Below are 21,648 nucleotides of genomic sequence, written 5' to 3'. Positions count from 1 at the left end.
TGATCCTCTCGATGGTCTAGGGGTCAGCGCTCGATCACGACCGCGAGGCCCTGTCCGACGCCGATGCATATCGCGGCCACGGCGACTCGTCCGCCGCGGCGCTTCAGTTCGTGCGCGGCATGGCCGATGATGCGCCCGCCCGATGCCCCGAGCGGATGCCCGATGGCGATCGCCCCGCCGTCGGCGTTGAGCCTCGCCGGGTCCAGCTCCGGCCAGCCCTTCAGACAGGCGAGCGACTGTGAGGCGAACGCCTCGTTGAGCTCGACGAGGTCGACATCCGCCCACGTGCGTCCCGCCCGGGCAAGCGCCTTGTTCGCTGCGTCGATCGGAGCGATGGGAAAGACATCGGGATCGACGCCGTGCGCCGCGCGACCCGTGATCCTGGCGAGGGGCTCGGCGTCGATCGCGCCCTCCGCCCCCAGCAGCACGGCCGAGGCGCCGTCGTTGATCGACGAGGAGTTGCCCGCCGTCACGGTGCCTGCGCCATCGGACGCGAAGAGCGCATCGAGACCGGCGAGCTTCTCGACGGTGCTGCCGTCGCGGATCCCCTCGTCTCTGGCGAGTTCGTGATCGGGCACCTGCACGATCTCGGCGTCGTAGCGACCGGCAGCCCATGCCTCAGCGGCGAGCCGATGCGATCGCACGGCGAACTCGTCCTGCTGCTCGCGGGAGATGTCCCACTCTCGGGCTATCTTCTCGGCGGACTCCCCGTTCGAGATGGTCCACGGCTTCGGCAGAGCGCGGTTGACCATGCGCCAGCCGATCGAGGTGTTCCACATGGTCTGATTGCCGACAGCCGGCCACGGCTTCGCCGACTTCTCGACGACGAACGGTGCACGAGACATCGACTCGACACCGCCGGCGAGCACGATCTCGGCATCGCCCGACTCGATGGCCCTGGCGCCCTGGATCACCGCCTCGACCGAGGAGGCGCAGAGACGGTTGACCGTGACGCCGGTGACGGAGGTGGGGAACCCGGCCAGCAGCGCCCCGAACCTGGCGACGTTGCGGTTGTCCTCCCCCGCCTGATTGGCGTCTCCGAAGATGACGTCGGCGATGCGCTCGGCATCCACCCCGGTCCGCTCGACCGCCGCCCGCATCACGACGGCGGCGAGATCGTCGGGTCGAACCGCCGACAGCGTCCCGCCGGCCCGTCCGAAGGGGGTGCGCACAGCGTCGTAGATGTAGGTGCCGCTCACGAGTGCGCCTCCCCGGCATCCGTCGTGTCGACCAGCGCGAGTCCTGTGAGTTCGCGCAGCAGCTCGACAGTGTTCTCGCCGAACACGTCGCGCACCGCGAATCCGTCCGGCGTCACGTCGAACACGGCGTGGTCGGTGTACACCCGCGAGACGCAGCCGACGCCCGTGAGCGGGTAGGTGCAGGTCTGCACCAGCTTCGACTCACCCTGCTTGGTGAGCAGATCGGTCATCACGTAGACCGCCTTGGCACCGATCGCGAGGTCCATGGCTCCGCCGACGGCGGGAATCGCATCCGGGGCGCCGGTCGACCAGTTCGCGAGATCGCCGCTCTCAGCGACCTGGAAGGCGCCGAGGACGCAGACGTCGAGGTGCCCGCCGCGCATCATGCCGAACGAATCGGCGTGGTGGAAGTACGCGGCCCCCGCCAGCGCGGTCACCGCCTGTTTGCCGGCGTTGATGAGGTCAGGGTCCACCTGGCGCCTCGCCGGTGCGGGGCCCATGCCGAGCATCCCGTTCTCGGTGTGGAGGATGATCTCCTCGTCCTGCGGCAGGAAGTCCGCGACCAGTGTGGGTGCGCCGATGCCGAGGTTGACGACCGCGCCCTCGGGGATGTCGGCCGCGATCAGTGCGGCGAGTGCCTGTCTGCTGATCCGGGTGCTCATCGGAGAGCCTCCTCCATGTCGGACGGCAGCGCAGTGCCGTCGAGGTCCACTCCGCCCACGAACGCGCCGTCACGCAGCCAGCGGCGTGGGCCGACGGCGACCACCCGGTCGACGTGGATGCCGGGGGTGACCACGGTCTCGGGGTCGAGAGATCCCAGCTCCACGGTCTCGTCGACCTGCGCGATCGTGGTCTGGGCGGCCGTCGCCATGATCGGTCCGAAGTTGCGGGCCGTCTCGCGGTAGACGAGGTTGCCCCATCGGTCGGCCCGCAGGGCGCTGATCAGAGCGAAGTCCGCCTTGATCGGGTACTCGAGCGCGTAGGTGCGCCCGTCGATCTCGCGGATCTCCTTGCCCTCGGCGAGCAGCGTGCCGACGCCGGTCGGGGTGTAGAAGGCCCCGATGCCGGCACCGGCGGCGCGGATGCGCTCGGCGAGATTGCCCTGCGGCACCAGCTCGAGCTCGATCCGGCCCTCGCGGTAGAGACCGTCGAAGACCCACGAGTCGGACTGCCTCGGGAAGGAGCAGATGATCTTGCGCACCCGTCCGGCCGCAAGAAGCGCAGCGAGGCCGGTGCGGCCGTTGCCGGCGTTGTTGTTGACGATCGTGAGATCGCCCGCACCGTGCGCGATCAGCGCGTCGATCAGCTCGACCGGCTGACCGGCGCGGCCGAAGCCGCCGATCATCACGGTCGCCCCGTCGGCGATGCCGTCGACAGCGTCCTGCAGTGTCTCAACGGTCTTGTCGATCATCTTCTGCCTTCCGTCGGGTGGTGTCTCAGATGGTGCTGCGGATGCCGTCGATGATCACCTGCAGGCCGTCGCGGAACAGGTCGTGGTCGATGACCACCGGCGGCAGCAATCGGATGACGTTCTCGTGCACGCCGTTGGTGAGCGCGAGCACGCCGTTGGCGTGGCAGTACCGGGTCACGGCCTTGGCCCGCTCGCCCGAAGGCTCGAAGGTCTCGTCTGCGCCGAACTCGATGCCGATCATCCCGCCGCGCACCCGCACATCGATGACTCCGACCCCCGAGCCGACCAGCGGTCGCAGCATCTCGATCGCGATCTCGCCCAGAGCCGCAGCCCTGTCGAGGACTCCGTCGGAGTCGATCTGCTCGAACACGGCGAGCGCCGCCTCGCACGAGAGCGGATTGCCGATGTAGGTGCCGCCGATCCCGGCGGAGTGGATGGCGTTCATGTGCTCGGCGCGTCCGGTGACCGAGCTCAGCGGCATCCCGTTGGCGAGCGCCTTCGCGGCGACCAGCAGATCGGGCACGACGCCCTCGTGCTCGATCGCCCAGATGCGGCCGGTGCGGCCCATGCCGCTCTGCACCTCGTCGGCGATGAGGAAGATGCCGAACTCGTCGGCGATCTCGCGCAGGCCGGCGAGGAATCCAGGCAGCGGAATCAGGCATCCCGCCTCGCCGAGGATCGGCTCGATGATGATGGCGGCGAAGCTCGACGGATCGTTCTCGGCGAGCACCGCGCGCACCTGCTCGAGGTACGAGCCGACCTCGCTCGGGTCGTTGCGAGGCGAGGTCGGCACAGGAGCGTGCACAACGTCGTCGGAGAACGGGCCGAAGCCGGTTTTGTACGGGTGCGACTTCGAGGTGAGCGACATCGTCATGTGGGTGCGGCCGTGGTAGGCGCCCGTGAACGCCATGACCTTGCGGCGGCCGGTCACGTAGCGCGAGATCTTCACCGCGTTCTCGTTGGCCTCGGCCCCGGTGGTGAACAGCGCGGAGCGCTTCTCGTGATCGCCGGGGGTGTTCGCATTCAGCCAGCGGCACACGTCGACGTAGCTCTCGTACTCCGTGGTCATGAAGCACGTGTGCGTGAACCGGTCGAGCTGGGTGAGGATGCGCTCGCGCACCCGCGGGTTCGACGCGCCCAGCGCCGTCGGGCCGAGACCCGAGGCCAGGTCGACGATGCGGTTGCCGTCGAGGTCGAGCAGGATGCCGCCGTCGGCGCGCTCGATGAAGACCGGCAGCTGCGCGCCGATGCCGTTCGACACCTGCGCTCGACGATCCTCCATGAGCTCCCGCGACCGCGGTCCGGGGATCTCCGTCTCGAGGTGCCGCGTCTGCGGCACCGTCGTGGGAAGGGTGCTCTGAGCGATGGTCATGACCGCTCCTCCATGAACTCTGCGATGTATCCGGTGTTGAAGACTCCGCTGCGGAACTTCGCGCTGTCGATGACCTGCTCATGGAAGCCGGCCGTGGTCACGACGCCCTCGATGCGCATCTCGCCCAGCGCTCGGAGCGCGCGGTCGATGGCCTCGTCGCGGTCGCGACCCCAGCAGATCAGCTTGCCGACCATGGAGTCGTAGAACGGCGGGATGCTCGCGCCGCTCTCGAGGTGGGTGTCCAGCCGCACGCCGAACCCGCCGGGGGCACGGAACTCGCGGATGGTGCCGGGTCTCGGCGCGAAGCCCTGATCGGCGTCCTCGGCGTTGACGCGGCACTCGATGGCGTGACCGCGGATCTCGATTTCGTCCTGGGTGATGTCGAGCGACTCACCTCCGGCGATCCGCAGCTGCAGCTTGATCAGGTCGACGCCCGTGATCATCTCGGTGACCGGATGCTCCACCTGGATGCGGGTGTTCATCTCGATGAAGTAGTACTCGCCCGTCGGGTTGTCGTAGACGAACTCCACGGTTCCGGCGTTGACGTAGCCCACCTCGCGGCACAGCGCGATCGCGGCCTGCGCCAGCCCCTCACGGGTCGCGGCGTCGATCACCGGCGACGGCGCCTCTTCGACGAGTTTCTGGTTGCGCCGCTGCGCGGTGCAGTCGCGCTCGCCGAAGTGCAGCACGGTGGTGCCGTCGGAGACCACCTGGATCTCGATGTGGCGGATGTCGGTGAGGTACCGCTCGATGTACACCGACGGGTCCCCGAAGGCGACCTCGGCCTCGGCCATGATGGCCGAGAGGTCTGCGGCGAGGGTGTCCGCGCTGCGCACGACGCGCAGGCCTCGCCCACCGCCGCCCGCTGCCGCCTTGATGAGCAGGGGGAAGCCCACCTGCTCGGCGACGCGGAAGGCCTCGTCCTGGTCCGCGATGGCTCCGTCGGAGCCCGGGACCGTGGGGACCCCGGCACGTCGGGCGATCTTCTTCGCCTCGATCTTGTCGCCCATGCGGCGGATCACCTCGGACGACGGCCCGACGAAGCCCACCTTCTCCGCCTCGCAGAGCGCGACGAAGTCGGAGTTCTCCGAGAGGAAGCCGTAACCGGGGTGGATCGCATCGGCGCCGGTGAGCTGCGCGGCCGTCACGATGGCCGCCGAGTCACGATAGCTGAGCTTGACCGGCGCGGGTCCGATGCAGATCGCCTGGTCGGCGAGGCGCACTGGCAGCGAGTCGCGGTCCGCCTCGGAGTGGGCGAGGATGCTGCGGATGCCGAGTTCCCTGCACGCGCGGATCACCCGCAGGGCGATCTCCCCGCGGTTGGCGATCAGCACGCTCGACAGCGTCATGCCGAGTCCTTCTTGATGACCATCAGCGGCTGGCCGAACTCGACGACGGCCTCGTTCTCGGCGAGGACCCGCACGACGGTGCCGGTGACGCCGGCCTCGATGTTGTTCATGAGCTTCATGACCTCGACGATGCCGAGCACGCTGTGCGGCTGCACGGCGTCACCGACCGAGACGAAGGCGGGCGCGCCGGGCTGCGGCGACGCGTAGAACGTGCCGAGCATGGGCGCGGTGATCATGACCTCGTCGGCCGCGAGAGCGGCATCCTCCTGCGGCGCCGCGGCTGGCGTCGCGGCCGGAGCCGGAGCCGGAGCGGCTGCCGCCGCTGCGTCCGCGGGCGCCTGGGCTGCGGGAGCAGCGGCCGAAGCCGGAGCCGCCGCGGCGGCGGGGGCGGGAGCGGCTGCGGGGGCGCCGTTGTCGCGCGAGACGTGCAGTTCGACGTCGCCGACCTTCAGCGACAGCTCACGGACGTCTTTCGCGAGGTTCACCCAGTCGACGATCGCCTTGAGCTCGCGCATGTCGGGCAGGTTGTCAGCCATCACTTCTCTCCTTTTTCCAGAGTGATCTGCAGATCACCGCTTCTGAGCACCTGCCGACCTGCCGGGGTGCTGTCGTACAGCGACGTGATGAGGTCGAGCGTGGGCATCCGCTTCTCGCGCTCAGCCCCGCCCTCTGCCATCACTCGCTTCATGTCGTCGACCTGGGTGCCGGCGAACTGCGCACGCAGCAGCCAGAGGTCGATGTCCTCGTCCGGGTACCGTTCCTGCAGAGACGGCATCATCGGCGGGATGGGCGCCGGCTCCTCCGCGATGTTCGCGGAGCCGTTCGCGAGGATCTTCTCGAGCGCCTCGGGGTCGAGGGCGGCGAGGGGCTTTCCGTAGTAGCCGAGGGCGTATTTCTTGACCTCGTTCGGCACCACCTTGTAGCGCTCTCCGCTCATCACGTTCATGACCGCCTGGGTGCCCACATGCTGGGCGAAGGGGGTGATCATGATCGGGTAGGCGAGCTCGGCGCGCACGCGCGCCACCTCGAGCATGAGCTCGTCGAAGCGGTCGGCGAGCCCGGCTGCCTCGAGCTGGGACTTGAAATTCGAGAGCATTCCGCCCGGCGTCTGATGCATGTAGTGCAGCCCGGTGTACTCGTGCGGCACGCCGACGGGCTTGTCCGGCTCCTCCTCGGTGATCTTGAGGAGCTTGCGGCTGATCGACGCGATCCGCTCGTCGTCGACGTTGACCGTGTACCCGAGCGCGCGGAGGTCGCGCACGATCCCCTGCGTCGACGGCTGGCCATTGCCCGTCGCCAGCGGAGCGATCGAGGTGTGCAGCGAGTCGGCGCCGAGCTCCACCGCCTCGAGGCAGACCAGCGGCGCGAGGCCCGTGAGGCTGTGGGTGTGCACCTCGAGCGGGCGGTCGCCGATGACGGCCTTGAGCGCCGGGACGAGGGTGCGGATGCGGTCGGGGGTCAGCAGGCCGCCGGCGTCCTTGAGCATGATCCGGTCGACATCCGCCTTCTCGATCAGCTCCTGAGCCTTCGCGACGAAGAGCTCGTCGGTGTGCACGGGCGACTCGCAGAACGACACGGCACCGAAGGTCTCGGCACCGAGGCGCTTGGCGCGCAGCAGCGCAGTCGAGATGTTGTCGACATCGTTCAGGCCGTCGAAGGCGCCGATCTCCCGGAAGCCGTTCGCAACCAGGCGATCGACCCATGCAGCGATGACGTCATCGGGAAGGAAGTCGAAAGTCGCGAGGTTCTTCGAGCGGATCAGCGCACGGAACGTCGTGTTCGGCGCGTGCTTGTGCATCAGGCGCACCCGCTCCCACGGGTCCTCTTTGAGGTAGCGGACCGCGACGTCGAACTGGATCGGCGCGACGAGGTCGACGTGCTCGAACCCGGCAGCGTCGAAGTCCTCGATCATCTCGAGCATGTGCGAGGTGCGCATGCGCGTCGCCCAGATGCTCTGGTGACCGTCGCGCAGCGTGGTGTCGATGATCTTGATCTCGCGGCGGCTGCCCGGGGGGCGCCCGCCGAGACTCATCACCTCGGCGATGTTGACCGGTGGGGTCTGGGTCATGTGCTCAGCTCCTCTGCTTGCTGTTGGTGACGTTGGAGATGCCGCATCAGCGGCCGGCTCGACCGGCGGTATGCGCTCGGGCAGCGACGTGCCTGGGCGGGAGATCCGCCATGGTGAGCAGCCCCGGAAGGGCTGCGGGGACCGAGGGGATGACGTTCGAGGCGACGGCGACTGTGGAGCTCGCGCTGTCGATGCGGCTGCTGGAGAACTCGAGCGTCTGGGCGCCGCTCTCGATCATCCAGCGGTCGCCGTCGGGGAAGCCGTCTGCGGGCTCCAAGATGCCGAAGTCGATGGATGTGTCCACCACGACACGACCGTCGACGATGCCCCGGGCGGCATGCCGCAGAGCGGCGATCGTGCCTGCGGCGAGGACGACCTGTGAGGTGGTGCGCTCGTGTGACGTGAAGAGCACGGGCTCCGGAGCGTCGACGACGATCTCGTCGAGCGCCCAGCCCAGTCCGCCGGCGAGGGCCGCGATCGACTCCCGGAAGCCGACGTGCCCGATGACCTCTCCCGCTTCACGCCGCTGCGCGAACTGGTCGGCGTCGAGTCCGAAGCCGAATTTCGACAGGATTCCGCCATAGCCCGACATCTCGGCGGTGCGGCGGATGGTGATGCGGTCGACCCCGAGGGTCAGGCTGCTGAGGAGCAGCGGGAGCGTGTCGAGCAGGATGCCCGGGTTGCAGCCGGTGCCGAGGACGGTGAGACCCGCGCGGCGCGCGTGCTCGTCCAGACGCCGCGCGATCGGCTCGTGGTCGTAGAAGCCGTAGCCGAGCTCCTCGCAGATGGTGACGACGTTCATTCCGCGATCGAGCAGCTCGGCGATGATCGGCTCGACCTGCGCGGCGAACGACGTCGTGGCGACGAAGGCGACGTCGGCATCCGGTGCATCGGTGATGGATGTCGACACACGCGCACCCGGAGCGGCGCCCTCGACGATCGATGCGAGTTCCGCCCCGTTCAGGGCCGGAGCGAGGTCGACGGCGCCGATGATCTCAGCGCTTGCTGAGGCGGCCAGACGGCCGCCGACCGCCCGACCGACGGCACCGAGGCCGATGAGCAGGACGGTGGGGGTGTCGAATGCGCGCACGACGGCTCCTTGTGATGGGCATCGACGGTGCGGGCGGCGGAACGGCCGGGGGTTCCCGTCATCGTCGAGGTGGAACGTGATGCGTCGAGTCTCGCCTTTTGGCTCAAAAAATTCTATGCAAAGACGATTGTCTGCGGGATAATTCTTTGAACGGCTCATGTGCCGCATTTTTTTCTGAACCGCAGCTTGCTGCCCCGGCCCTATCGAAATATCTTCGGAGACCTCCATGACCCAGCGCAGACGTGGCGATCGCACCCTCGACTCCATCGACGAGAAGATCGTGTGGGAGCTTCGCCGAGAGGCGCGCATCAGCAACAACGAACTGGCCGCGCGAGTGAACGTGTCCCCGTCCACCGCACTGACCAGGCTGCGCTCCCTGCGCGAATCCGGGATCATCACCTCGACCCACGCGCAGTACGACATGACCGCCCTAGGGCTCGACCTGCACGCGATCGTCTTCGTCCGCCTGAAGCCCGGCGCACAGAGCAGCAGCCGTGACTACGCGGAACGCGCCGTGACCTTCGTGAACGTCATCAACGTCTTCCTCATGGGCGGCTCCTACGACCTGCTGGTGCACGTCGCATGCACCTCGAGCGATCAGCTGCAGCAACTCGTCGCGCAGAAGATCGCCGCCGATCCGGTGGTAGCCTCTGCGCAGGCCCATATCGTGTTCGAGCACCTCATCGCGGCGCAGCACATGGACCACGTGGACGGATTCCCTGTGATGCGCGGCGAACGCCCTCTCGAGTGACTGCGACCTCGCACGCAGAGGCGCCCGGGGTCCCGTCTTGACGGGATCCCGGGCGCCTCTGCGTGCGGGTGCTGGTCAGCTCTCCTGGTCGTGCAGGCGGGCATAGGCCTGGGGCTTGGCGCGCCTCATGCGGACGGCGAGGATGGTGCCGGCGATGAAGGCGAGCACGAGGAGGGTCAGCAGGATGCCCGTGGCCACCGAATCGGGGATCAGCAGCTCGATGTTGGCCAGGGCGATGATGACCACGGTCGCCAGGGCCAACGCGGCGATGATCGGCGCGATGACCGTGCGGGTGATGCGCCGGTCGTCGTGACGACGGAAGAACACCACGACGGCGATGCTGGTCAGCGTCATCAGCGTGAGAAGTCCCAGGGTGGCCGCGCCAGAGAACCAGGTGTAGATCTCGTTGATGGGATCGAGCCCGGTGATCGTCATAGCGAGCACCAGGATGCCCGTGATGATCGTGACGACGATCGATGAGAACGATGGTGCACGGAACCTCGGGTGCACCTCGGCCAGACGCGGGGAGAGCACCTTGAGCGAGCCGAGGGTGTACTGGTAGCGGGTCAGCACATTGTGGAACGTGAGAGCGCAGGCGAACGTGCTGGTCACCAGCAGTACGTTCGTGATGTCGTGCACGACGACGCCGGTGTACTGCATGAACAGGTCTGGAGTCATGTTCGCCGTGTCGTTCGCGGCGACATCCAGTGCACGCGAGGGACCGACGCCGATGACCAGTGCGAACGCGGAGACGGCGTAGAGGGCGGCGATCATTCCGACGGCGATGTAGGTGGCGCGCGGGATCGTGCGATCGGGATCGCGGGCTTCGTTGCGGAAGACCGCGGTCGCCTCGAAGCCGATGAAGCAGAAGAAGGCGAACATCAGACCGATGCTGGGCGTGCCGGCGAGCAGGTCCGCGGCGTTCAGCGGCGCGGCCGACAGCCCTTCGGCGCCACCTCGGAAGAAGATCGACGCGTCGAGGATCAGTACCACGCCCGCCTCGGCGACGAGAGCGACAAGCAGGATCTTCGAGCTGAGCTCGATGTCGCGGTAACCGAGGGCACTGATGATCACGAACGACACGAGCGTCCACAGCCACCACGGTGTCTCCACCCCCGAGAACCGGCTGATCGCGCCGGTCACGGCCACACCGACGTACGTGTACAGGCCCACCTGCAGCAGGAAGTACGACACGAGAGCGAGCACCGCTGCTCCGATGCCGACGATGCGGCCGAGGCCCGCCTGGATGTACGAGTAGAACGCCCCGGAGTTGCGCACATGACGACTCATCGAGGTGAAGCCCACCGAGAAGAGCAGCAGCACGATGCCCGCCACGATGAACAGCAGAGGCGCCGCGACGCTCCCGCTCAGGGCGATGATGATCGGGGTCGTCAGGGCGACCACGGCGAGTGGGGCCGCACCGGCGGCCACCATCGCCACGATCGACGAGACACCGAGCCCGCGGTGCAGCGCGTTCTCGGAATGCGACGGCGCCGGCGCCGCGGCAGACGTTTCAGTGGACATGATGCTCTCCTTTGAGCTGGCGTTTCAGGGTATGGATCGGGCAGCAGGTCGGGGTCAGGGGATCAGCAGGGTGCGCAGCACGCCGCCGGCCTGGAGGTCTTCGAGCGCCTCGGCAGCCTCGGCGAGGGGGCGACGCCCCGAGATGAGCGGGTCGAGCTTGAGCTGCCCGTCCATGTACCGATCGACGAGCGCGGGGATATCGATCGAGGGGCGCACCGAGCCGTAGTTCGAGCCGAGGATGCGCTGGTCCGCTTCGGCGAGCACGAGGGGTTCGAAGGACGCCTTCGCCCCCGTCGGCGGAAGGCCGACGATGACCGCGGCCCCGCCGAGGCCCAGCATGCTGATCGCCTGCTCGGTGGTGAACGTGCGGCCGATCGCGTCGAAGGCATAGTCGACGCCGTCGGGGATCAGCGCGAACAGCTGCTCGACCGCGTCGCCATTCGATGCGTCGATGCGGTCGGTCGCACCGAACTGCATCGCCATGTCGGTCTTGTCCGAGACCACATCGATCGCGACGATCCGCTCGGCTCCGGCGAGCTTTGCGCCCTGGACGACATTGAGCCCCACACCTCCGCATCCGATCACCGCGACGGTCGATCCGGGCTCGACGGCTGCGGTGTTGGTGACGGCGCCTACACCGGTCGCGACGGCGCAGCCGACGACGGCGATGACATCGAGGGGAGCATCGTCGCGCACCTTGATCGCTCCGGATGCCGGCACGATGACCTCTTCCGCGAACGACGAGACGCCGAGATAGTGGTGGACCGTCTCGTCGTCGCCGTCTTCGTCGGCGATGCTGAGTCGCGAGGTGCCGTCGAAGAGCACGCCCTTCGGGGCCACGACCGTCGCGACCTTCTGGCACCGCGCCTCGTGGCCCTGCAGGCAGTATCGGCATTCGCCGCACGGCGGCACCCAGCTGAGCACCACGTGGTCGCCGACCGCGAGGGAAGTGACACCCTCGCCGAGCTCGACGACGATGCCGGAGCCCTCATGGCCCATGACCATCGGCACCGGAGCCGGCCAGTCACCCTGGCGTACGTGCAGGTCGGAGTGGCACACGCCGGCTGCGGCGATCTTGACCCGCACCTCGCCGGCCTTCGGTGCTGCGAGTTCGACGTCTGCGAGGACGACGCGGGTCTGCGGGTCGCGGAACACGACTGCCTTCATGGCTTCTTCTCCTTCGAATGGCGGTGTGCGAACAGCGGCCGCACGTGAGGGCTACAGCGATGCTAAGGACGGGAGACACGGCCTGTCATTGTCGAAGATGTCGAAAAGCGGCTCGGGACCACTACTTTCTGTACACTCTCGCTATGAGCCTGGACCTGCGAGCCATCGCCCGCGCAGTCGGCGGTGAGTGCCTCGAGCACGGGGTCAGCGCCCGCACGCCCGTCGACGGAGTCGCCGCGCTCGACGGGTACGTCGTCGCCGGCAGCAGTGACTTCGTCACCCTCCTTATCGGACCCCCTGCGCAGCTGCGCGCTCGCCTCGCCGCGGGTGGCGATGTCACCGAGGTGACGACTCGGGCGGTCTACATCAGCAGCGCCGACGACGACGAGCTGCGGGCGATGACGGCTCAGCACAGCATGACCGCCATCCTCGGCGCGACGCGGATCGGGCCGGCTTGGAGCGCAGTCGGCGCCGACACGGCCGCCGACCCCGCGATCGTCGACGCCGCGCTGCACGCTCGCCTGTCGGCGCTCATCGCCGAGGACCAGGCCGCCGCCGACCGCATCGTCACCACGGGCACCAAAGTCCTCACTCAGGTCGCCAGACGCGGCGGAGTCACCGCCGTCATCGCAGAGCTCGCGCATCGCATCGACGGTTGGGCAGTGCTGCTGGACCCGCACGGCCAGCTCATCGCGAGTGCAGGCGCCGGCCGCCTCCACGTCGACGACGCCGTCGCCGCAGCGCTCGGCAGACCCGTGCGAGTGCGACACCCTGGCATTCAGGTGCATCAGGTCGGCTCCGACCGCGACCTCTCCGGCTATCTCGTGATCGCGACCAGGTCGCGGGTGATCAGCCGCAGCCGCGACCTCGCGTCTCAGTCGGCTGCACTGTTCGATCTGCTGCTTCGCACGCGTGATCCGTCCTTGACCGAGCACCTCGGACGCGAGGCGCTCCTCGGCGTGCTGCTCGAAGGGGGCCCAGCGGCGACGGCGCTTCTGCGGCGCTGGGGCGTGCGCGAGAGCGGACTCACGGCGTTCCAGTTCGGCACGAGGACACGCACGATCGATCCGGAGCCGCTCGTGGCGCGATGGTTCGACGAGCTGAGCATCGAGCACATCTTCGTCGGCGAACCGGGGCGCGTGCGCGGCTTCCTGCCTGACCATCTCAGCGAAGAGCTCGCGGCGCGCGTCACGGCCTTCACTCCCCTCGGCAGCGGGACGGCGCATCTCGGCCTGGGGCTTCCCGCACCGGCGGAGCTGCTGCGGCGCAGTGCGATCCAGGCCCAGCAGGCGCTGGATTCCGCGATCGAGGACGGCCACAAGGTTCTGCGCTACACCGAGCTGCCCACTGTCGATCTCGTGCTCGGTGCTCTGGGCGGCGATGGCTCGGCCCACCTCTCGGCCGCGCTGGACGACCTGCGCGATGCCAGAGGCGAGCACGGCGCTCTCACCGAGACGCTGCGGGTGTTCCTCGCCGAGAACGGCGCTCAGGCCACGAGCGCCGCACGCCTTGGCATCCATCGTCAGACGCTCATCTCGCGCATCCACCGAATCGAGCACCTGACCGGCCTCTCGATGGAGCGTGCCGACGACCGCGCTGCCGCCTGGCTCGCGCTGCGCGCGCTCGGCATCACCCTGGGGCGGTGACGGCGCCGCACCTGACCGACGGGCGCGGCGCCGCCCATCTCATTCGGCGATGAAGTACAGCCGCTTGTTGGCGAATTCACCGATGCCGACCGGCCCCATCTCGCGGCCGAAGCCCGAGCGCTTCACACCTCCGAAAGGGATGTCCGCGCCCTCTGCGGCGATGATGTTGACGTGCGCCATGCCGACCTCGAGGCGGGACGCCACTCGGGCGGCCCGCGCCTGATCTGTCGAGAACACCGAGCCGCCTAGACCGAGTGCGCAGTCGTTCGCGAGCTCCAGCGCCTCCTCGTCGCTGTGCACGCGGTAGACCAGGGCGACCGGTCCGAAGATCTCCTCACGGTACGAGGCGGAGTCGCGCGGAACATCCACGAGCACGGCAGGCGAGTAGTAGGCGCCAGGTCCGTCCGAGAGCACGCCTCCGGCGAGCAGCCGACCCCCCTCCGATACCGCTCTCTTCACCTGGGCGTCGACCGTCTCCGCGGCCGCGCGCGTCGACAGCGGGGTGAACTCCCCGTCTCGGAGGTCGAGCTGATCGCCGGGTTCGAGCCCCTCGGCGAGCTTCACGAGCTCGGCCACGAACTCGTCGTAGATGTCGTCCATCACGATCAGACGCTTGTTGGAGTTGCAGACCTGACCGCCGTTGTAGATGCGGTTCTCCCATGCGGCTCGGGCGATACCAGGCACGTCGTCCGAGTCGAGCACGACCATCGGGTCGATACCGCCCAGCTCGAGCACGCACTTCTTCAGGTTCGCGCCTGCTTGCGCCCCGATGATGGCTCCGGCCGCCTCAGACCCCGTCAGTGAGACGCCCTGCACTCTCGCGTCGGCGATGATCGTCGAGATCTGATCGTGCGACACGAACATCGCCTGATACCCGCCGACGGGGACGCCGGCCTGCTCCATGATCTCCTGCATCAGAAGGTTCGAGCGCGCGCAGATGTCGGCGTGCTTGAGCAGGATGGTGTTGCCCAGCACGAGGTTCGGTCCAGCGAACCTCGCCACCTGGTAGTACGGAAAGTTCCACGGCATCACGCCGAGCAGCACGCCAAGAGGCAGCTGCTCCATCACCGCGCGCCCAGGCACGGAGCTTGGAATCTCGTAGTCGGTGATGAAGCCCGGACCGTAGACGCCGTAGTAGTCGAAGATCGATGCGGCGAAATCGACCTCTTCGAGTGCGGCTTCGATGGACTTGCCCATCTCGATCGAGATGGCTCTCGCGAGCTCGTCACGACGCTCGGTGAACAGTTCGCCGATCCGCCGCACGACGCCTGCCCGGTGCTGAACGCCCTGCTCGCGCCATTCGCGGTAGGCGGCGTCAGCCGCGGCGAGCGCCTCCTCGACCTGTGCATCTGTCGCGGACTCGAACGACTCGGTGACCTCACCTGTCGCGGGGTTCTGGACGCGGTACTTCGACATGCTCATGCTCCTGTTTCTCTGTGGTGTATTCGGGCTGTGGTGGTCGCGCTATCTCGTCGCACGCTCTTCCGCGCCGTCGCCGAGCCTCTGGGCGATCGCGATGGGAACGATCGAGACGACGATGAGCACGACGGCGATCACCGCGATGACGGGAGCCTGTCCCGGGCGCAGCATGTTGTTGAGGATGAAGATCGGCAGCGTCGTGACGCCCTGCCCTGCGGTGAACGTGGTCACGATGATCTCGTCGAACGACAGCGCGAAGGCCATCAGCCCGCCTGCCAGCAGGGCTGAGCGCAGCTGCGGGAAGGTCACGAGGCGGAAGGTCGTCCAGACGCCCGCACCAAGGTCTGACGACGCCTCTTCGAGGTTCGTTCCCGTGCGGCGCAGGCGCGCGAGGACGTTGTTGAACACGGTGACGATGCAGAACGTGGCGTGCGCGACGGCGATCGTCCACAGCGATAGATCGATCCCGATGATCGTACGGAAGAAGTTGTTCAGCGCGATACCGGTGACGATGCCTGGAAGCGCCATCGGCAGGATGACGAGCAGGTTCACGGACTCACGTCCGAAGAACTCGAAGCGCTGCAGAGCGAACGCCGCGAGTGTGCCCAGCACGAGGGCGATCGCCGTGGCGATCGCCGCGATCACTGCGCTGGTGAGTGTCGCCTGGATCGCACCGGGGTTCGTGAACGCACGCCCCCACCACTCGAGGGTGAACCCCGGCGGGGGCCAGGTCAGGGACTTCGACGTCGAGAACGAGTTGAGCACGACGACGAGCAGAGGCACGTAGACGATCACCAGGATCGCCCCGGTGATGATGGCGAGCGTGACTCGCGCGGACTTGGACAGTCGCATGTCGACGGCCTCCTTCAGAGGTTGTTCAGCGCACCGGAGCGCCGCACGATGAAGAGGTAGAGGAAGATGATCGCGATCGGGATGAGCGCGATCGCGGATGCGAGCGGCAGATTGTTCGCGGCGCCGACGTTGTCGTAGACGAGGTTGCCGAGCATCTGGCTTGTGCCCCCGACGATGCGCACTGTGATGTAGTCGCCGAGCGTCAGGGCGAAGCTGAAGATCGTGCCGGCGATGATCGCAGGCACCGCGAGAGGCAGCACCACCGAGAACAAGGTGCGCCAGCTGCGCGCGCCGAGGTCGCTCGACGCCTCGAGCAGGGAGTCGGGCACGCGCTCCATACCCGCTTGGATGGGCAGGATGACGAACGGCAGCCAGAGATACGAGATCGCGATGATCGTCGCCGTCACCCCGTAGCCGGGAGTGTCGCCTCCGACCGGGGCGACGAGCCAGGAGAGCAGACCGTTCTCAGCCAGCACCGAGCGCCAGGCGTACACCTTGACCAGGTACGACGCCCACAGCGGCATGAGCACGAGGATCATGAGCATCCGCTTGGTGCGCGGCGACGCGACCTTGGCCATGTAGAAGGCGATGGGAAGCGCGACGATCACGTCGATCGCCGTCACAGCGATGGCGACGAGGAGGGTGCGCAGGGTGACGGTCTGATAGAGCGACTCGGTGAACAGACTGACGATGTTCTCGAGTGTGAACGACGTGTCGATGTCGCCGGTGAAACTGTCGGTGCTCCAGAACGCGGTGACGAGAAGCAGCGCCAGGGCGACGATGTAGACGACACCGAGCCACGTCAGCGGCGCCGTGAGCAGCAGGGTGAGCCTCACCCCGGGGTGAGCGTGCAGGAAGGACGAGACGCGCCTCGCAGGACTCGTGTCACGGTGAGTCGGCGGCGCCGTGGTGGTGCTGGTCATGTTCAGATCCTCTTCGCGGCTCGTCCCATGCCGGTGGGGCGGAGCGTCTCCGTCCCACCGGCACGCGATCGATATCAGCCCTTGATCTCCTGCCAGGCCTTGGTCCACGCCGCGTAGTCGACGCACGTCACGTCGGTGCGCCCGTCGAGGCACTCCTCGATCGGCGTGGTCCAGTACCAGATCTGGTCGGCGTACTCCGCGTCTCCGGCGTGATAGAGCTCGCAGTCGTCACGGAAGTCGCAGGCGGCCTGGCTCGAGGGCGCCTCGCCGAAGTACGCGGTCGCAGCCGCATTCGCCTCGGGGCTGGCGATGTAGTCGAGCCAGGCGTACGAGCAGTTCGGCGCCTCGGTCTTCGACGAGATCATCCACGTGTCGCTCCATCCGGTGGCACCCTCCTCGGGAAGAGTGACGGCCGTATTGCCGCCCTCGGCGTCGAGGGTGTTCTGGATGACCTGCCAGCTCGTGCCGGCGACGGTGGCGCCCGACTGGAACGACTGCACTTCCTTGAGATAGTCGGCCCAGTACTCCGATACGTGCGCGCGCTGCTGCTTGAGCAGGTCGACCGCTGCGTCGAACTGCTTCTGATCGAGCGAGTAGGGGTTCTCGATGCCGAGCTCGGGCTGGTGCGCCATCAGGTACACGGCCGCGTCTGCGATGTAGATCGGCGAGTCGTAGGCGGTGATCTTGCCGGAATTCTGTGACGCCTTGTCGAAGACGACGTCCCAGGAGGTGGGAGCCTCGGGGAAGGCGGTCTTGTCGTACAGCAGCACGTTGGCGCCGTAGCCGTGGGGCACGCCGTAGGACTCGCCGTCAACCGTGTTCCAGGGCTTGTCCTTGAGATAGTCGTAGATGCCGTCGTAGTTCTTCAGCAGATCGGTGTTGACGGGTTGGACGATCCCGGCAGCGACCATGCGCAGCGACGCGTCGCCCGATGCCGAGACGACGTCGTAGCTGCCGGTCTTCATCAGGCTGAAGGCCTCGTCCGACGTGCCGAAGGTCTTGATCTCGGCCTGACAGCCCGTCGCCTCCTCGAACGGCGTCACCCAGTCGACGCTCGGGTCGTTCGTGCCGTCTTCGGCGAGTGCCGGCCAGGCGAGGATGGAGATCTTGCCTTCGTTCTCACCGAGCTTCTCGACGGCTTCGCCGCCCTTGCCTCCGCCGTTCGAGGTGCCGCAGCCCGCGAGCACGAGGCTCAGGGCGGCGGCTCCCGCGATGACGGCCGCGGCGCGGCCTCGGGTCATGGTGCGGATCATTCTCTCTCCTTGATGTCGTCGGTTCAGCGACTCTGCTGAACCGGTGGTGCGGGGATGGGGTCGGGGCAAGTCAGGCCGCGGATGCCTGTGCAGCCAAGGGCACGATGGCGCTCTCGCTCCAGCGCACGAACACTCGTCTGCCTCGCGTGTCGGTCTGGTCGCTGTGCGCGTTCTGCTCGAGAACGCTCACGCGTCCGCCGGTGTCGAGGTCGACGATGATGCGGGTGGAGTTGCCGAGGTAGATCGCCTCTGCAACGGTGCCCGGAGCGCTGAGCATTCCCCGTTGCGTGGCGGGCTGGTCTGACAGGCGCATCTTCTCCGGGCGGATCGAGTGCTCGCCGTCGCGGCTGAGGAGCGCTTTCGAGATCGCGCCGTCGAAGAGGTTCGTCGTGCCGACGAAGTCGGCGACGAATCGTGAAGCGGGTCGCTCGTAGAGCTCTTGCGGTGTGCCGAGCTGCTCGATCCGCCCCGCGCTGAAGACAGCGATCCGATCCGACAGGGTCAGTGCCTCCTCCTGGTCGTGGGTGACGAAGATGAAGGTGATGCCGAGCTCCCGCTGGATCTGCTTGAGTTCGACCTGCATCTGCTCGCGGAGCTTGAGGTCGAGCGCGCCGAGCGGTTCATCGAGCAGCAGTGCCTTCGGCTGCACCACCGTCGCGCGTGCGAGGGCGACGCGCTGGCGCTGCCCGCCCGAGAGCTGTGCAGGCATCCTCGACGCGACGTGGTCGAGGCGCACCGACTCGAGCGCCTTCATCGCGCGACCCTGACGCTCGCTGCGGCCGACGCCGCGCACGCGCAATCCGTATGCCACGTTCTCCAGCACGCTCATGTGCGGGAAGAGCGCATAGTCCTGGAACACGGTGTTCACGTCGCGGTCGAAAGGCGCTCGCGCCGTGACATCGTCGCCGAACAGCTCGATGCTGCCGGAGGTCGGCTGCTCGAAGCCTGCGATGAGTCGGAGCACGGTGGTCTTCCCCGACCCCGACGGGCCGAGCATGGAGAAGAACTCGCCGCGGCCGATCTCGAGGTCGACGTGATCGACGGCTGTGACAGAGCCGAAAGCGCGGGTGAGCCCGCGGAGCCGGATTGCCGGCGGTGATTCGGTCATGGGCATCTCCTTTGATGCGGTGGACGCAGAAAACATAACATAGGCTTTCCGATGTTTAAATGACTCTTCTCCACGGCGGGCTCCGTCGCGCCGGCGGTAGCGCCCGTCCGCGCCGTGCAAGACTGGTGCAATCGCGCAGGGAAGCGGCGACGAACGAGGGGGCCGGGACGCATGAGCATCTCCGAGGTGACATTCACGCCCCATCGTCTGCGCAGCGCCGCCTTCGCCCCCATCGGAGACGAAGGGCGCGTCCAACTCGTCGAGGGACGACTCGTCCAGGCGATCTCCACGGGCGCGTTCCGGGAGGGCGAGCGCCTGCCCAGCGAGAGCGAGCTGTCGCGGCACCTCGGGGTGTCGGTCGACACGGTGCGCGAAGCGCTGGGACTGCTGCGTTCCGCGGGTCTCATCGAGACCCGCCGCGGTCGCACCGGCGGCAGCTTCGTGAGCACGAGCGCGGGTGCGGTCGAAGCCTTCAACACTCGCGCGCTGCTCCGAATGACGCGCCTTGAGTTGTCCGATCTGGGCGCCGAGTACGAGATCGTCTCCGCCGGATGTGCCGAGTACGCGTGCCGCAGGGCCACCTCTGAAGACCTCGATACCGTGGAGCGCATTCTGCAGGACGCCTGGGAGCTCCCTCCCGATGCCTGGCGTCAGCGGATCACCGCCGCACAACTCGAGCTGGCGGCGCTCAGCCAGTCCGTTCGTCTCACCGCCGACCACGTGCGACTGCAGTCCGAGTTCACTCCGCTTCTGGCGCTTCAGGATTCGGATCGACTCCAGCGCCGCTTCACCCACGAACAGGTGATCGCACAGCTGGAGGCGACCCGTCGCGGCGAGGTGGTCGTCGTCACATCCGCTGTGCGCACCGCCATCCGCAATTCGGTGCGCTGGCTCGTCGAGTATCGCAGCCGGCTGCTCGCGGCCGATGACGCCCGCGGGCAGCACCCCGCGCACACTGATCGAGGAGCGTGATCATGGAAGCGACTCTCCGCCACGACCGCGACGACCGCGACGCCCGAACTCTCACCGAAGCCATAGAGGCCGTCGACGAGTTCTTCGCCGGGGTGTTCGAGCCGTTCGACGCGTGGGCGCCCTCGCTCAGCGCCGAGCTCGTGGAACGCCTCACGAGCGGTCCGCTCTCAGGCCCCCAGCTGGTGTCGATGGTCGCGGATCGCACGTTGGCGATACTGACCGAGACGGAGCGGCCGCTGTACGGGGCGGGTTTCTGTCTCGGCACCGATCTGATCAGCGACGGCAGCCCGCTGGCATGGTGGCAGGGTGAGGACCGCACCCTGATCGCCTCATCGATCTTCGGCTCCGGTCACACGGCGATCAGCCTGTACGGCCTCGAGTGGTACCGCGTGCCCCAGACCACCGGTCGACGGCACATCGCGGGGCCGTTCGTCGACTATCTCTGCTCGAACCAGCTGAACCTCACGGTCTCGATGCCGATCACCGTCGACGGCAGAGTCGTGGGGATCGCCGGCGCCGATGTCCTGGTGAGCGAGTTCGAGCGGGCACTGCTCCCCCGCTTCACCGGGACGCACCGGATGACCCTCGTCAACGAGCACGGCAGGGTCGTCATCTCGACCGATCCTGACTACGAGACCGGGGATCGTCTTGCAGACATGGGCGCTGCCGACACGCTGGATGACCTCGGGGCGCACTGGATCGTCCGTCGGAGTGCGGATCACCCATTCGCCGTCGTCGCTCCGGCGGTCTGACACCGAGCAGCGCGTTTCGGTCGACCGCTGGCGCGCCGATCACTGGCGCCGTCGGCTCACGCCCAGCAGAAGCGCCGGGAGGGTGTTGTTGATGTAGCTGGATTCCGAGAACGAACTCTCGCTGCCGCCCGAGAGGATCCAGGACTCGAAGGATCGTTCATAAGTCAGGATCACGACCCTCACGGCAAGAGCCGGTTGCCATTCGAACTCGCGGCCGATCCGCGAGAGCAGCAGTTCGAACGCCTCGAGCAGCGCAGGCAGGAAGGCACGCTCGGACGCGATGACATCCTCGCTGCGGGCCCCAGTGGATGCGGCGAGCTGACGCTCCCGCAACCTGATCGTCAGCGAGCTCCAATCGAGCGGACGTGCGCGGGCGAGTGCCACAGAGATGGCGGTCTCGAGCGCCTCTTCGGGATGCTGATCGGGGTCGAACGCCATGGCCGCTGACCGCACCCGCTGTGCGCACTCTTCGATCAGCTCGTGATCGACTGCGCGAAGCAAGTCTCGGTCGTCAGCGAACAGAGTGCGGAAGGCGCCCTCGCTGAGGCCGGTCTCCCTACGCAGATCCGTTATCAGTTCTTGAAGGGACCCGACCCAGGTTGGCAGTGCCGTACGCGCAAGCGTGATGATCTGGGCACGACGGTGTCGTCGCGAGACGCTTGCCGGCGGCGAGTGTGGGTTCGCGGCCATGTTGGGCTGATCCTCCCCCGCAAAGAAGCGGACGCGCATCGTCTCTTCGACGATGCCTTTCGGGGCCGAGACGCTCGGTGGCGACGCACCCTGTTCACACCC

General features: G+C 67.6%; 20 protein-coding genes. 4 read left to right on the top strand and 16 right to left on the bottom strand.

Translation table 11 applies throughout. The features are described from left to right. Nucleotides 1–23: 23 nt before the first annotated feature. The 8 genes from AB0N59_RS13755 to AB0N59_RS13720 are packed head-to-tail and all read right to left on the bottom strand — an operon-like array spanning nt 24 to nt 8,489. On the bottom strand, nt 24–1,199 hold the full coding sequence (locus tag AB0N59_RS13755) for a thiolase family protein (RefSeq protein ID WP_363484403.1): 1,176 nt from the start codon (nt 1,197–1,199) through the stop codon (nt 24–26). Beyond that, on the bottom strand, nt 1,196–1,861 hold the full coding sequence (locus AB0N59_RS13750) for a 3-oxoacid CoA-transferase subunit B (protein WP_363484400.1): 666 nt from the start codon (nt 1,859–1,861) through the stop codon (nt 1,196–1,198). Before AB0N59_RS13750 ends, AB0N59_RS13755 begins: the two co-directional genes overlap by 4 nt. Continuing rightward, nucleotides 1,858–2,610: a 3-oxoacid CoA-transferase subunit A gene (locus AB0N59_RS13745; RefSeq protein WP_363484397.1), complete on the bottom strand. Its 753-nt coding sequence runs from the start codon at nt 2,608–2,610 to the stop codon at nt 1,858–1,860. Before AB0N59_RS13745 ends, AB0N59_RS13750 begins: the two co-directional genes overlap by 4 nt. Before the next feature lie 25 nt (nt 2,611–2,635). Continuing rightward, on the bottom strand, nt 2,636–3,982 hold the full coding sequence (locus tag AB0N59_RS13740) for an aminotransferase class III-fold pyridoxal phosphate-dependent enzyme (RefSeq protein WP_363484394.1): 1,347 nt from the start codon (nt 3,980–3,982) through the stop codon (nt 2,636–2,638). After that, nucleotides 3,979–5,331, bottom strand: a complete 1,353-nt coding sequence (accC, locus tag AB0N59_RS13735; protein ID WP_363484391.1) for an acetyl-CoA carboxylase biotin carboxylase subunit — start codon at nt 5,329–5,331, stop codon at nt 3,979–3,981. Before accC ends, AB0N59_RS13740 begins: the two co-directional genes overlap by 4 nt. Next, nucleotides 5,328–5,867: an acetyl-CoA carboxylase biotin carboxyl carrier protein gene (gene accB, locus AB0N59_RS13730; RefSeq protein WP_363484389.1), complete on the bottom strand. Its 540-nt coding sequence runs from the start codon at nt 5,865–5,867 to the stop codon at nt 5,328–5,330. The genes accC and accB overlap by 4 nt, the downstream gene beginning before the upstream one ends. Further along, nucleotides 5,867–7,399 carry a pyruvate carboxylase subunit B gene (locus AB0N59_RS13725; RefSeq protein WP_363484386.1) on the bottom strand — a complete coding sequence of 511 codons (1,533 nt, stop codon included), beginning with the start codon at nt 7,397–7,399 and terminating at the stop codon, nt 5,867–5,869. Before AB0N59_RS13725 ends, accB begins: the two co-directional genes overlap by 1 nt. A 46-nt stretch (nt 7,400–7,445) precedes the next feature. Continuing rightward, nucleotides 7,446–8,489, bottom strand: a complete 1,044-nt coding sequence (locus tag AB0N59_RS13720; RefSeq protein WP_363484383.1) for a hypothetical protein — start codon at nt 8,487–8,489, stop codon at nt 7,446–7,448. Between the two features lie 226 nt (nt 8,490–8,715). On the opposite strand from AB0N59_RS13720, the gene AB0N59_RS13715 reads away from it, so the two are divergent. Further along, nucleotides 8,716–9,240: an Lrp/AsnC family transcriptional regulator gene (locus tag AB0N59_RS13715; RefSeq protein ID WP_363484380.1), complete on the top strand. Its 525-nt coding sequence runs from the start codon at nt 8,716–8,718 to the stop codon at nt 9,238–9,240. A gap of 75 nt (nt 9,241–9,315) precedes the next feature. On the opposite strand, the gene AB0N59_RS13710 is transcribed toward AB0N59_RS13715, so the two are convergent. Together AB0N59_RS13710 and AB0N59_RS13705 are read right to left on the bottom strand one after the other, a co-directional pair. Beyond that, nucleotides 9,316–10,764 (bottom strand): APC family permease, encoded by a 1,449-nt coding sequence (locus AB0N59_RS13710; protein WP_363484377.1) that lies wholly within the window; start codon nt 10,762–10,764, stop codon nt 9,316–9,318. Between the two features lie 54 nt (nt 10,765–10,818). Next, complete coding sequence (locus AB0N59_RS13705; RefSeq protein ID WP_363484374.1) at nt 10,819–11,931, bottom strand: Zn-dependent alcohol dehydrogenase; 1,113 nt, start codon at nt 11,929–11,931, stop codon at nt 10,819–10,821. A 143-nt stretch (nt 11,932–12,074) separates the two neighbouring features. On the opposite strand from AB0N59_RS13705, the gene AB0N59_RS13700 reads away from it, so the two are divergent. Next, nucleotides 12,075–13,577: a helix-turn-helix domain-containing protein gene (locus AB0N59_RS13700; RefSeq protein WP_363484371.1), complete on the top strand. Its 1,503-nt coding sequence runs from the start codon at nt 12,075–12,077 to the stop codon at nt 13,575–13,577. A gap of 39 nt (nt 13,578–13,616) precedes the next feature. On the opposite strand, the gene AB0N59_RS13695 is transcribed toward AB0N59_RS13700, so the two are convergent. The 5 genes from AB0N59_RS13695 to AB0N59_RS13675 form a co-directional block, all read right to left on the bottom strand. After that, nucleotides 13,617–14,993: an aldehyde dehydrogenase family protein gene (locus AB0N59_RS13695; protein ID WP_363485003.1), complete on the bottom strand. Its 1,377-nt coding sequence runs from the start codon at nt 14,991–14,993 to the stop codon at nt 13,617–13,619. Between the two features lie 48 nt (nt 14,994–15,041). After that, nucleotides 15,042–15,848 carry an ABC transporter permease gene (locus AB0N59_RS13690; protein ID WP_363484368.1) on the bottom strand — a complete coding sequence of 269 codons (807 nt, stop codon included), beginning with the start codon at nt 15,846–15,848 and terminating at the stop codon, nt 15,042–15,044. 14 nt (nt 15,849–15,862) lie between these two features. Next, nucleotides 15,863–16,771, bottom strand: a complete 909-nt coding sequence (locus AB0N59_RS13685; RefSeq protein ID WP_363484365.1) for an ABC transporter permease — start codon at nt 16,769–16,771, stop codon at nt 15,863–15,865. A 74-nt stretch (nt 16,772–16,845) separates the two neighbouring features. Further along, nucleotides 16,846–18,024, bottom strand: coding sequence for an extracellular solute-binding protein (locus AB0N59_RS13680; protein ID WP_363484362.1), 1,179 nt, complete (start codon nt 18,022–18,024; stop codon nt 16,846–16,848). A gap of 70 nt (nt 18,025–18,094) precedes the next feature. Continuing rightward, a complete protein-coding gene (locus AB0N59_RS13675; protein ID WP_363484359.1) occupies nt 18,095–19,132 on the bottom strand; it encodes an ABC transporter ATP-binding protein in 1,038 nt (345 codons plus the stop codon). 171 nt (nt 19,133–19,303) lie between these two features. Here AB0N59_RS13675 and AB0N59_RS13670 point away from each other — a divergent pair, with 171 nt between their 5' ends. Next, the gene (locus AB0N59_RS13670; protein ID WP_363484356.1) at nt 19,304–20,104 is read left to right on the top strand and encodes a GntR family transcriptional regulator; all 801 of its coding nucleotides are present in this window, start codon (nt 19,304–19,306) and stop codon (nt 20,102–20,104) included. 2 nt (nt 20,105–20,106) lie between these two features. Further along, nucleotides 20,107–20,856: a cache domain-containing protein gene (locus AB0N59_RS13665; protein ID WP_363484353.1), complete on the top strand. Its 750-nt coding sequence runs from the start codon at nt 20,107–20,109 to the stop codon at nt 20,854–20,856. 39 nt (nt 20,857–20,895) lie between these two features. Here the strand turns inward: AB0N59_RS13665 and AB0N59_RS13660 are convergent, their stop codons facing one another. Then, on the bottom strand, nt 20,896–21,585 hold the full coding sequence (locus AB0N59_RS13660) for a hypothetical protein (RefSeq protein ID WP_363484350.1): 690 nt from the start codon (nt 21,583–21,585) through the stop codon (nt 20,896–20,898). Between the last annotated feature and the right edge of the window lie 63 nt (nt 21,586–21,648).

Origin of the sequence: Microbacterium sp. NPDC089321 (genome assembly GCF_040684935.1) — a bacterium.
In the GTDB taxonomy this organism is placed as follows: domain Bacteria; phylum Actinomycetota; class Actinomycetes; order Actinomycetales; family Microbacteriaceae; genus Microbacterium.
This window is presented reverse-complemented; position numbering and strand designations above follow the sequence as displayed.